We start from the raw sequence: 10,277 nt of genomic DNA on the forward strand, positions 1-10,277 counted from the left end.
TAATGAATATGACGTATTCAATTTCCCGGGCTGAGCAAGAACTGCAGGCTAAACATGAACAGCTGAACCTGCGCTGGTATCCGCGCTATCACCTGGCCGCCCGCGCGGGCTGGATCAACGATCCCAATGGCCTGGTCTGGTTTGACGGCTGGTACCACGCGTTTTACCAGCACCATCCGTACTCCACCAAATGGGGGCCGATGCACTGGGGTCACGCGCGCAGTAAAGATCTGGTGCACTGGGAACATCTGCCGGTGGCGCTGGCCCCGGAAGGCCCCGAGGATAAAGACGGCTGCTTCTCCGGCTCCGCGGTGGTGGATGGCGATACGCTGGCATTGATTTATACCGGGCATAAATTTCATGGCGATCCCAGCGATGAAGCCAACCTTTATCAGGTGCAATGTCTGGCCACCAGCCGCGACGGGATTCACTTCGAGCGCCAGGGGATCGTGGTCGACACCCCGCCGGGCATGCACCATTTCCGCGACCCGAAAGTGTGGCGAGAAGGGGACAGCTGGTACATGATCGTCGGCGCTCGCGATGGCGACACCGGCCAGGTGCGGCTGTATCGTTCCGCCGATCTGCGCCAGTGGCAGGACGCCGGCGTCCTTGACGAGGCGGAAAAAGAGATGGGCTACATGTGGGAATGCCCGGATTTCTTCGCCCTCAACGGCAAGCATATTCTGATGTTCTCTCCGCAGGGGCTGGCGGCTAAAGGCTATCAAAACCGCAACCTGTTCCAGAGCGGCTATCTGCTCGGTGAATGGCGGCCGGGGCAGGCGTTTGTGCGTGAGGGCGAGTTTGTGGAAATGGATCACGGCCACGACTTTTATGCCCCGCAAAGCTTCCTCACTCCCGACGGCCGCCGCATTGTCATCGGCTGGCTGGATATGTGGGAGTCGCCGCTGCCGGAGCAGCAGGATGGCTGGGCAGGCATGCTGTCGCTGCCGCGTGAACTGAGCCTGAGCGCGGATAATCGACTGCAGATGCGTCCGGCGAAAGAGGTCGAGAGCATGCGCGGCGCCAGCTTCCCGTGGCCGGTGACGACCCTGAAAAACCAGCAGACCACGATGGTGGAGAACTGCGAAGCGATGGAGGTGATCCTGCACTGGGATGGCCTGAACAGCAGCGCCGAGCAGTATGGCCTCAGCTTCGGCGAAGGTTTGCGCGTTTACGTGGATGCGCAGATGCAGCGCCTGGTGCTCGAGCGGCACTATCCGCAGCATGGCCTGTGCGGCACCCGCAGCGTCCCGTTGAACGAAGGCGCCGATCTGAAGCTAAGGATATTCTTCGATAGCTCTTCCGTCGAAGTGTTTGTTAATGATGGCGAGGCCTGTCTTAGCAGTCGTATATATCCGGATGCCGATCGTCGCGAATTGTCTTTATTTGCCTGGAACGGTTCGGCTTATTTAACCGAAGCCGGCGCCTGGCAGCTGGAATAAGTTTTACTGAATAGTTGTTAATAACCCGTCTTCGACGATGGGCGGGTTATTATTGTCACTGTCGTCGAGCTTTACCCATAAATAAAAAATACTATTTAACTAAATAATAAAGGGTTATTCCGATGAATAAAATCTGGGTCGGGTGTGTTCTGACGTCTTTATTTACCCCTCTGGCTAATGCTCAGGCGCCGTTATCCCTTGAGGAGCGGCTGGCGCAAATGGAACAACGGCTAAAGGCGACAGAGCAGCGGGCGGCCAGCGCGGAGGCGGAAATCCGCGCGCTAAAAAAACAGGAGGCGCCAGCGACGACGGTGGCCAGCGCCGCACCGGCTAAACCCGCTTTACAACTTAATGATTATGGTGAATTAAAATTCTATGGCGATGTTGAGTTTAATATGGACGGCGCCAGCCGCACCGGTAGCCTGACGTCGGTGAAAACCAGCGCCAATAAAAACTGGGCGCCGGGAGATAAAGAGCGCTGGGATATTAACGGCCGTATTCTTCTGGGCTTTGATGGATTACGCAAAGGGGCTAACGGTAAATATGCCGGATTCAGCGTGCAGCCGCTGGCGGATATGAACGGTAAAATGAATCTTGATGATGCGGCCTTTTTCTTTGGTCAGCAGGATGACTGGAAAATTAAAATCGGTCGCTTCGAAGCCTACGATATGTTCCCGCTAAATCAGGATACGTTTGTTGAATATTCCGGCAACACGGCGAACGATCTGTATAGCGACGGCTACGGCTATATTTATATGATGAAAGAGGGGCGCGGACGCAGCAGCAGCGGCGGCAACTTCCTGCTGAGTAAAAATCTCGATAACTGGTATTTTGAGGTGAATACGCTGGTGGAGGACGGCAGCTCGCTGTTCGTGGACCAGAATTATCACGGCAACGCGCTGGATAACCGTAAAAATGTGGTTTACGTGCGTCCGGTCGCGGCCTGGCAATCCGGCGCCTGGTCGGTGGCGGCAGCGATGGAGAGTAACCTCGTTAATAATGCTTACGGTTATGAGAATCAGAATGGACGTTGGGTCGATCAGTCCAGCCGCACCGGCTACGGCATGACGATGAGCTGGAACACGCTGAAAACCGATGCCGAGGACGGGGCGGTGGTGAACTTAAGCACCGCGTATCTGGACGCGGCGGATGAAAAGGATTTCAGCGCCGGTATCAATGCGTTATGGCATCGCGTGGAGCTGGGCTATATCTATGCGCATAACAAAATCGACCAGTTTAATATGTCCGGCGTCAACGCGGAGTGTGATAGCGACTGCGCGATTCTGGCGCCGGGGCGCTACGACATTCACACCATTCATACCTCATGGCATCTGCCGAATATTATGGATATGCCGAACTTTAATATTTATCTCGGGGCCTATGCGTCATGGCTCGATTCATCGGCGATGAAAAGCGGCAACACCGATGAACGCTACGGTGCGCGGGTGCGGTTTAAATATTTCTTCTGACGGTCTTCCCGGGTCGCAGACGGCTGTAGCCCGGGCAGGCGCTTTGCGCCGCCCCCGGGAGCAGCGCGCAGAGAGGCATAATGTCCCGGAGGCGATGCTTGCGCATCTGTCCGGGCTACCGGCCCGCAGAGAGCGGTAGCCCGGCTAAGCACCGCGCGAGCCGGGACGTTGCCGAATCACTACACCTCTGCCAGATACAGCGCCGGCATACCCTCTTTATCGGAGGTAAACAGCACCCAGCGGTTATCCGGTGAAAATGACGGATGTGGATGCGTCGCCTGGCGCTCGCCTTCAATCACTTTCCAGGTGGAGTCGTGGCGGCACACCGCAGTCTGCTTATCGGCGGCAATATCAAACACCCAGATAAACGGATCGTTAAGCTGTATATCGCCGGTGCTGTGCGGCGCGCCGTCGCCGACCACCAGGGTGCCATCGTGATTGCTCATCAGATGTGAGCAGGGAGGAATGGCCATCAGCTGGCGATTTTCCAGCGTTGCCGGGTCGGCGCGGTACAGATAGCGATGCGGATCGTTTTCCTGATGCGCGACATAGTAAAGCGCGGAACCATCCGGCACCCAGAATTCGTGGGTAAAGCTCTCTCCCGACCGGTGCTGGCGAACCTTGCGCATATGGCTGCCGTCAGCGTTGATAAGCCACATTCGGGCATCGATAGCATCGCGCGGGCCTTCGTGGCAGAAGGCGATGGTGCCGTCATCAAACGGGCGGTAAATCGGGTGGCCGAGCCAGCGTTTTTCCTGCAATACCACGCGCTGCTCGCCGCTGCGCAGGTCGATATTAATCAGCCGGCACTCCGGCTCGGTGAAGTAGAATGCGCGGAACTTGCCCCAGTCGGTCAGCGGCTGCCAGTCGCTTTTTTTGATTTCGATACCCACCATCTGGCTGCAATCGCTATTGGCGACCCAGGTCCCGTAGGCCACCCATTGGTCATCCACCTGATATACCACCTGCTCCTCCAGCGAGGCCAGATCCACACGGCGCAGCTGCTGGTTGTTTTTCACGTACCACAGCGACCGGTCGTCGGCGGAAAGGAAACCGCCAAAGGTGTTATCGCCCGGCCCGTCGGTGAGCTGGGTGGCCTGCTGCCTGGCGATATCGAGTAAATAGTAGTTCCAGTGGCCTTCAAACGCGCCGCCGAAAATCAGCTTGCTGCCGTCCCGGGTAAAGCATTTTTGATAGAAGTAGTTGCGGTGGCAGATAACATGCGGTGGCGTCATCCGGATCACCTGGTGACCGGTTTCGCTGTCCTGCGTATGCAGAAAGCTCAGCGGGATGATTTTGCCTTTCATGATTCATTCACTCCTTGCTAAAAAAATACCCCGCAGCCGGAGCTGCGGGGTAGGGACCGATAACGGGTTGTTAGCGCATCGCGCGGCGCAGAATGCGGTCAGACTGACGCTGGAAGTCAATTGCCGTCTCTTCTACGGTTTTCTGCCCGTAGTCAATGTACTGCAGAGAGGTGCCGAACTGGGCGACGATCTGCGGGTCATCAAAGTATGGCGACACCGAGAGTTTGGCCGGCAGGGACTGCGCCAGGCGCAGGCCAGATACCGCCGGATCGTCCTCTTTGATCGCGCCGTTTTCGGTCAGGTATTGCACCGCGACTTTGCTCAGCGGCACGCCGCGCTCAAGTCCCAGCGTCTCAACGCCTTCTTTGCTGTTCAGCAGGAAGTTGATCACCTTCGCCGCCGCTTCCGGATTTTTGGTGGATTTACCAATGGAGAGCATCTGCGCAGGTTTAAAGAACAGACCCGCGTCGGTGGCGCCTGGCAGCATCGGATAGCTGCCCAGCTCCAGCTTCGCCGGCGGCTTCAGGTTGTCGGAGTATTTGTTTATGGTGGAGTTCCACATATAGGTCCCCGCCCACTCGCCCTGAATCCACGGCTTCATTTCATACATGTTGCTCTTACCGAACGAGGCATAGTACTTGGTGTCCGGCATCACGTGGCTGTCGATAAGCTTTTTATACATCTGGAAGAATTCGACCCACTGCTCTTTGCTGTAGGAGAATTTCTTGGTTTTTTCGTCGATAGCCGGCTGGTTGTACTTCTGAATCATATATGAATTGAGCAGCGCCAGGGTGTCCTGGTGCTCCAGCACCACCGGGTAATACTGTTTACCCAGCTTGCTCTCAAAGGTTTTACCCGCCGCCATCAGCTCGTCCCAGGTTTTCGGGTACTCGACGCCGGCTTTTTTCCAGGTCTCGTCGTTGAAGTAGAACACGCGAGCGGTGACGGAAATAGGGATACCGTTAAGCTTGCCGTCCACCGTGGTGGTTTGCAGCTCTTTGGCATCAAACTGGCTCAGGTCGATTACGTCCTTCATCTTATTCAGATCGTAGAAGCCTTCGCCGTTTTTCGAGAAGATCGGCAGCCAGTTCCAGTTAGTTTGCATCACGTCCGGCTCCGTGCCGCCGGCGATTTGCGTGGTCAGGCGCGAAAGATGGCCATCCCAGCCGGTATATTCCGCTTTAACATTAATATCCGGGTTTTGTTTATGAAACTCTTCCAGCGCCTTCAGGGTCACCTGGTGACGGCCGTTGCCGCCCCACCATGACATACGCAGGTCGACATCCTTCGCCATGGAAGGTAACGCGGTAAGGCCCAAAGTTGCGGAGATTGCGGCGCTTAAAAGCACTTTTTTCATTTTAATACTCCAGGGTTCACAGAGAGATGTTCTGTTCAGTTTTGGCGTCAAAGATATGACATTTGTTGAGATCGAACTTGAAATGCACCGTGCGATGAAGCCCTTTCTCAATCATTGGCTTCGCTTCATCGGAAGGCACGCGGGCGGTCAGTTCATAATCGGCAACCTTCAGGTAGACGAAGAATTCATGGCCCATGTTTTCCACCCGCACCATTTCACCGGCGCAGGAGCCTTCAGCAAACGGTTCATCGGAGATGGAGACGAACTCCGGGCGGACGCCAAAGAACACCTGCTGGTTCTTATGGGTCTCGACCTTACTCTGCAATCTGTCGTTTAGCGGCAGCAGCCCGTCGCCAACGGTCAGATGCAGGCGACCCGCTTGCTCAACCAGCTTGCTGGGACGAATATTCATCTCCGGCGCGCCGATAAACCCGGCCACAAACATGTTTTTCGGCTTGTGATAGAGGTTGTCCGGGGTATCCACCTGCATGATATGGCCCAGCTTCATCACGCAGATGCGGTCGCCCATGGTCATCGCTTCGGTCTGATCGTGGGTAACGTACACGGTGGTCGCCGGTTTACCGGATTTCTTCAGCTGCTTATGCAGATCGGAAATACGGATGCGCATCGAGGCGCGCAGCTTGGCGTCAAGGTTAGAGAGCGGTTCATCGAACAGGAACACATCCGGTTTCTTCACAATCGCGCGGCCAACCGCCACGCGCTGGGCCTGGCCGCCGGAGAGCTGACGCGGCAGGCGGTCCAGCAGCTCTTCCAGCTCAAGGATTTTCGCCGCTTCGTTAACCTGGGCTTCAATCTGGTCTTTTGGCAGCTTGCTCAGCTTCAGGCCGAAGGCAAGGTTTTCGCGCACCGTCATATGCGGATAGAGCGCGTAGTTCTGGAAGACCATCGCGATACCGCGCGCTTTTGGCGCGAGGTTATTCACGATTTTTTCGCCAATCCGCACTTCGCCGCCGCTGATGGTTTCCAGACCGGCCAGCATGCGCAGGGTAGTGGATTTGGCGCAGCCGGACGGCCCAACGATAACCATAAACTCGCCGTCCGCGATTTTCAGATCGATACCATGTACCGCCTTGAAGCCGTTGGAGTAGACTTTTTCCAGTTTGTTGAAAATAACTTCAGCCATGATATTTCCCTCTTAACCTTTAATTCCGCTGCTGGTAACGCCTTGTACGAAGTAGCGTTGTGCCAGGAAGAACACGATGATGGACGGCAGAATGGAGATGCTCGCCATTGCCAGAATTTCGTTCCACGGAGCGCCTTCCGTGACGTCGATGGACATTTTCAGCGCCAGCGCGATGGGGTATTTATCCACGCTGTAGACGTAAATCAGCGGACCGATAAAGTCGTTCATGGACCACATGAACTGGAACAGCGCCACCGAGATAATCGCCGGTTTCAGAATCGGCACCACCACGTACCACAGCACCTGAATAGAGTTGCAGCCGTCAATCTGCGCCGCTTCTTCCATGTCGCGCGGAACGCCGCGCAGGAACTGAATCAGCATGAAGACGAAGAACCCCTGAGTGGCAAAGGCCAGCGGCAGGTACAGCGGCAGATAGCTGTTCAGCATGCCCATTTCACGGAACATCAGGTACTGCGGGATCAGCAGTACGGTACTCGGCAGGAGCATGGTGGTGATCAGCGTGGCGAACCAGAATTTCTTCCACGGGATCTCGAAGCGGGCAAAGCCGTAGGCCACGATGGTGGAGGAGATAATGGTCAGCAGCACTTTCGGGATCACATACTTGAAGGTGTTCAGCATGTAGTGGCCGAAGTTGTACTCGGTGCCGGTTTTCCAGCCGTTGATAAAGCCATCCCAGGTCGCGTGGGCAGGCCACAGGCTCAGGGTGGTGAAGATCTCGTGGTTCGGTTTGAACGACGCCGAGAACATCCATACCAGCGGGTAGAGCATCAGCAGGCCGACGAACAGCAGGATCACGTAGCGAATCGAGCGGCTGACTTTTTCACGACGCAGCGTCCGCGCGACTTCACGTTCGGCGATGTCCCTTGCTTCAGAGATTTGTTGGATATCAGCCATTTTTGCCTCCCTTATCGGCGGAGTAGAACACCCAATATTTTGAAGACTTAAACGCAATGGCGGCAAAGACCGCGACCACCAGGAACAGCACCCATGCCAGCGCCGCGCCGTAGCCCATATCGAAGTACTTAAAGGCGGTGTCGTAGATATAGAGCGAGAACAGATAGGTGGAGTAGGTAGGGCCGCCGCCGGTGATGACGTACGGGCCGGTAAACTCCTGGAACGCCTGAGTGGTCTGCATGATGAAGTTGAAGAAAATCACCGGCGTGATTAGCGGCACCGTGACCTTCATAAACATCTGCCATTTTGACGCGCCATCGATCATCGCCGCTTCATATTGTGATTGCGGAACGTTCTGTAGCGCCGCAAGGAAGATGACCATCGCCGAACCGAACTGCCAGACGCGCAGCAGGGTGACGGACATCAGCGCCAGCGAGGGCTCGCCGAGCCAGTTGACCGGGTCGAAGCCAAGTACGCCGATAAAGCTGTTCAGCAGGCCGTCGATAGCAAACAGCGCGCGCCACAGAACGGCGATCGCCACCGAGCTACCGAGAATGGACGGGATATAGTAGGCGGTACGGAAAAAACCGATGCCGCGCAGCTTAAAGTTGAGGACAAAAGCGATCCCCAGCGCGAAAGCCAGTTTTAACGGGATGGTTAAAAAGACATACGCAAACGTCACGCCCATCGATTTCCAGAAGAGGCCATCTTCGGTCAGCATGTAGCGATAGTTTTCGATGCCGTTAAACACCGGTGGACTCATCAAATCGTACTCAGTGAAACTGAGGAAGAAAGATGAAACAAAGGGAAAGGCGGTAAAGACTATCAACCCTATGATATAGGGGGATATCCATGCCAATCCCAGCATTCTGTTTTCATTCATACATACCTACCTGGCTTACGAGTTTGTAATACGGATTCGGGGTTACTGCCTTTCCCGCGGCCCATGCCGCCGGAAAGTTAATGCGTTCCTGGTATGTCAGCGGTGAATCATTCCTTGTTAACGGTGCGTGTGTTGAGCGTTTTTGCGCGCTTGTCGTCCCTGGAGAACATCTGTTTTTTGATTTTGTCTTACCCAGCGTCCTGATTTTGTAAAACGCCGTTTTAATTTTATTTTATTGCTATTTATTACGGAGTCATTCGGTTGATCGCGGAAATGTGATCAAAGTCGAAACGATGTTTCAAAAAGGTGCTGGCGCGCGCATTTTGCAGGAGGCCAGGTCATAGAAAAGGATGAGCGGCAGGCGCAGTGAGGCTATTCAGGCGGGATTAATTGCTCTGCTAATCATTATGCTACGACATACTTTATGACAATTATTATTAGCGGAAAAGTTCAGAAAATGGTGGGCATGCCCGGCATGCCCTGGGGCAGGAGAGATTACTTTTGCAGAAAATCCTGACGAACGGGGGTAAAGGTATCAAGAAGCGTGCCCGGCTTAAGGCAGACGCAGCCGTGCATAATTTCCGGCTTCTTATAGAGCGTATCGCCGGCGCTGACTACGTGCTTTTCATCACCGATGGTGAACTCAAACTCGCCGGAGAGCACATAGGTGAGCTGCTCGTGCGGGTGATTATGCATCGGCCCGATAGCGCCCGCTTCGAAGTTCACTTCAACCGCCATCATCTTGCCATCGTGCGCAAGGATGCGGCGGGTGACGCCATTACCCAGATCTTCAAGGGTGGTCTCTTTATGAAAAATAAACATCCGCTGGTCCTGTAATTAAATGAAACAATGTTTCATTTAATCTATCGCATAATCTTCTAAAAGGAAACGATCGTCGGGAGAAGTGGAAAGTCGATCACAACTTTGTTTTACTGAAAACCTCACACAAGGAGGGATGATGAAAACGATTGGTCTGTTAGGCGGCATGAGCTGGGAATCGACGATTCCTTACTACCGGCTGATTAACGAAGGTATTAAAGCGCGCCTCGGCGGCCTGCACTCCGCCAGCCTGCTGCTGCACAGCGTGGATTTCCACGAAATTGAAGCCTGCCAGTCAAGCGGCGACTGGCAGCGCGCGGGCGAGATCCTCGCCCAGGCGGCGGCCGGCCTGCAGCAGGCGGGCGCCGAGGGGATCGTCCTGTGTACCAACACCATGCATAAAGTCGCGCAGGCGATAGAAACGCGCTGCGACGTGCCGTTTTTGCATATTGCCGACGCTACCGGACGAGCGATTATCGCAAAGGGCCAGCGCCGCGTTGCGCTATTAGGCACGCGCTATACCATGGAACAGGATTTTTATCGCGGCCGCCTGCAGCAGCAGTTTGCTATTGATACGCTGATTCCGGAAGCTGACGATCGCACGCGGATTAACCAGATCATTTTTGATGAACTGTGCCTCGGCGTCTTTAGCGAGCATTCACGCGACTACTATCTTCAGGTCATCGAGGCCCTGGCGGAGCAGGGGGCGGAAGGGGTGATTTTCGGCTGTACCGAAATCGGCCTGCTGGTGCCGGAAGAGAGCAGCCCGCTGCCGGTGTTTGATACGGCCGCGATCCACGCGGCGGACGCGGTGGAGTTTATGCTTTCCTGATGCTGAGGGCTGGAAAGCGCATGGTTAGCCCAATTTTAGATGCTTTTTAGACCTGGCCAAACCAGCTCAAGGAAGCGGCAGTAAAGACGTCAGGGGTTTATGAAAAGCC

General features: G+C 55.1%; 9 protein-coding genes. 3 read left to right on the top strand and 6 right to left on the bottom strand.

Going from position 1 to position 10,277, the window contains the following annotated elements; translation table 11 throughout:
- Window positions 1-8: 8 nt before the first annotated feature.
- Both FQK12_RS18940 and FQK12_RS18945 read left to right on the top strand, forming a co-directional pair.
- Complete coding sequence (locus FQK12_RS18940) at window positions 9-1,442, top strand: glycoside hydrolase family 32 protein (protein WP_014226684.1); 1,434 nt, start codon at window positions 9-11, stop codon at window positions 1,440-1,442.
- A gap of 122 nt (window positions 1,443-1,564) precedes the next feature.
- Window positions 1,565-2,911 (top strand): carbohydrate porin, encoded by a 1,347-nt coding sequence (locus FQK12_RS18945; RefSeq protein WP_014226683.1) that lies wholly within the window; start codon window positions 1,565-1,567, stop codon window positions 2,909-2,911.
- A gap of 179 nt (window positions 2,912-3,090) precedes the next feature.
- On the opposite strand, the gene FQK12_RS18950 is transcribed toward FQK12_RS18945, so the two are convergent.
- The 6 genes from FQK12_RS18950 to FQK12_RS18975 form a co-directional block, all read right to left on the bottom strand.
- Window positions 3,091-4,218, bottom strand: coding sequence for an oligogalacturonate lyase family protein (locus FQK12_RS18950; RefSeq protein ID WP_014226682.1), 1,128 nt, complete (start codon window positions 4,216-4,218; stop codon window positions 3,091-3,093).
- Between the two features lie 70 nt (window positions 4,219-4,288).
- Entirely contained in the window at window positions 4,289-5,575 is a 1,287-nt protein-coding gene (locus FQK12_RS18955) for an ABC transporter substrate-binding protein (protein WP_004105307.1), read from the bottom strand.
- Between the two features lie 16 nt (window positions 5,576-5,591).
- Entirely contained in the window at window positions 5,592-6,719 is a 1,128-nt protein-coding gene (locus tag FQK12_RS18960) for an ABC transporter ATP-binding protein (RefSeq protein ID WP_014226681.1), read from the bottom strand.
- A gap of 12 nt (window positions 6,720-6,731) precedes the next feature.
- Window positions 6,732-7,634 carry a carbohydrate ABC transporter permease gene (locus FQK12_RS18965; protein WP_014226680.1) on the bottom strand — a complete coding sequence of 301 codons (903 nt, stop codon included), beginning with the start codon at window positions 7,632-7,634 and terminating at the stop codon, window positions 6,732-6,734.
- Window positions 7,627-8,517, bottom strand: a complete 891-nt coding sequence (locus tag FQK12_RS18970) for a carbohydrate ABC transporter permease (protein ID WP_014226679.1) — start codon at window positions 8,515-8,517, stop codon at window positions 7,627-7,629. Before FQK12_RS18970 ends, FQK12_RS18965 begins: the two co-directional genes overlap by 8 nt.
- A 495-nt stretch (window positions 8,518-9,012) precedes the next feature.
- On the bottom strand, window positions 9,013-9,339 hold the full coding sequence (locus FQK12_RS18975; RefSeq protein ID WP_004853896.1) for a cupin domain-containing protein: 327 nt from the start codon (window positions 9,337-9,339) through the stop codon (window positions 9,013-9,015).
- Between the two features lie 136 nt (window positions 9,340-9,475).
- Between FQK12_RS18975 and FQK12_RS18980 the strand changes: the two genes are divergently transcribed.
- Window positions 9,476-10,168: an aspartate/glutamate racemase gene (locus FQK12_RS18980; protein WP_014226678.1), complete on the top strand. Its 693-nt coding sequence runs from the start codon at window positions 9,476-9,478 to the stop codon at window positions 10,166-10,168.
- Window positions 10,169-10,277: the final 109 nt, after the last annotated feature.

The sequence above is a fragment of the Klebsiella sp. ME-303 genome (assembly GCF_007910085.1).
Taxonomy (GTDB): Bacteria; Pseudomonadota; Gammaproteobacteria; order Enterobacterales; family Enterobacteriaceae; genus Klebsiella; species Klebsiella michiganensis.